The organism is Ruegeria sp. E1 (assembly GCF_056534225.1).
Window position 1 is genome coordinate 1 of the sequence record NZ_JBQFPE010000039.1, and the last position, 1,628, is coordinate 1,628.

A 1,628-nucleotide genomic window follows, 5' to 3' on the forward strand; every position below is an offset into this window, starting at 1 on the left:
CATCCGCGTTGGGGCAGCACTTGGTTTTCGATGGGCAGACCTGACAGACCTCTTTCAGAGCGCGATAGCGAGCGGTGCCCTTGCCCGTCGGACCGCGGTTGGGGTCTGAGTAGTTGCGGCGGAACTGCTTGAGGGCGTGACCTTCGGGACAGATGTATTGGTCATTCTCAGCATCCCATTCGAAGTCGGCGCGGGTCCAGGTGCCGTCATTGCGACCGGACTTGTCGAACACCGGGATATGCGGCGCAATCTTGCGATCAACCAGCCAGCCCAGAAGTGGGCCGGTGCCATAGGCGGTGTCCGCGATTAGTCTCTCCGGATGCAGATCGAACCGTTCCTTTACTCGGTTCAACATGGTCTTGGTCGATCCGACCTCAGCCTGACGGATTGATCTGGTGGCTTCGACGTCGATGATAACTCCGTGATCTGTATCGATCAGGTAGGTGTCGGTATAGCTAAAGAATGCAGGGCCTTTGCGGGCTGCGGTCCATTGGCTCGCCGGATCGGAATGCGATGTGAACTTGGGCTGAACCTCGCTGGCAGCGCCGAACGCAGCCTCGTCCAGCGTGTCGAGATACTCGCGGACGGCGCGGGGCGCGTCGGTCGGATCAACGGTTGAGGCGTCCCACTCTTCCTTCGGCGTTGAGTTCTGCTTGTTGGCATCGGCTTCGATCAAGCTTGCATCGATGGCCATACGCTGACCGCTGACGAGGCCTTCCTCAATGCTGTGTGCCACGGTCATCTCGAACAGGTAGCGCAGCAGTTCGCTTTCGCGGAACCGCCCATGCCGGTTCTTCGAGAATGTGGAATGATCCGGCACACGGTCGTTCAGATCGAGCCGACAGAACCACCGATAGGCTAGGTTCAGATGAACCTCTTCACAAAGCCGCCGCTCGGACCGGATCCCGAAGCAGTAGCCCACGAGTAGCATTCGGATAAGCAACTCGGGGTCAACCGAGGGGCGTCCAGTATGGCTGTAGAACTCCGCCAGATGCGACCGGATGCTGCCAAGATCGACGAACCGATCAATCGAGCGCAGCAGGTGATCTTGCGGGACATGATCTTCCAGCGAGAACTCGTAGAACAACGCCGCCTGCGCTTCCTGCCTCGGTCCCATCATCGCCAATTCCTCCCTACAGGACGAATTGAATCAGCGACTTACCACTCAATCAACCAAGAGTTTTTCAACGAAATACGCCGATTCTGTGGAAAAACAACGTGTTGCGGACGCAGAAAGTGGTGTGCTGAACCGAGCGCGAGTGCCTTTCTGATCAGGCTTTACGTGTTTGCTGCGGTGCGGGAAAGATCTTGGCCAGTTTGCGGAGGTTCTGGGCGGTGGCGGCGAGGAGGAATTCGTCGTTTGCGCCGCATGGGCCACGTAATCGGAGCCGACCCAGGCCGAGAATGCGTTTGAGGTGGGCGAAGAGCATTTCCACCTTCTTTCTGAGCTTCATTGAGATGTCGTACTGGCGGGTCTTGGCAATGTCTCGAGCCACCTGGCGGGCGTCTTCTGTTTCTTCGCGGCTGATCTTGCGGGCATCCGCGTTGGGGCAGCACTTGGTTTTCGATGGGCAGACCTGACAGACCTCTTTCAGAGCGCGATAGCGAGCGGTGCCCTTGCCCGTCGG

General features: G+C 58.4%; 2 protein-coding genes. Both read right to left on the reverse strand.

Annotated elements, in window-relative coordinates:
* The coding region (locus ACR0FG_RS20820) for an IS1182 family transposase (protein WP_480895262.1) at positions 1 to 1,120 on the reverse strand (1,120 nt) is incomplete at its 3' end.
* Positions 1,121 to 1,271: 151 nt separating this feature from the next.
* Positions 1,272 to 1,628 (reverse strand): transposase (locus ACR0FG_RS20825; RefSeq protein WP_480895264.1); only part of this gene is annotated, 357 nt, incomplete at its 5' end.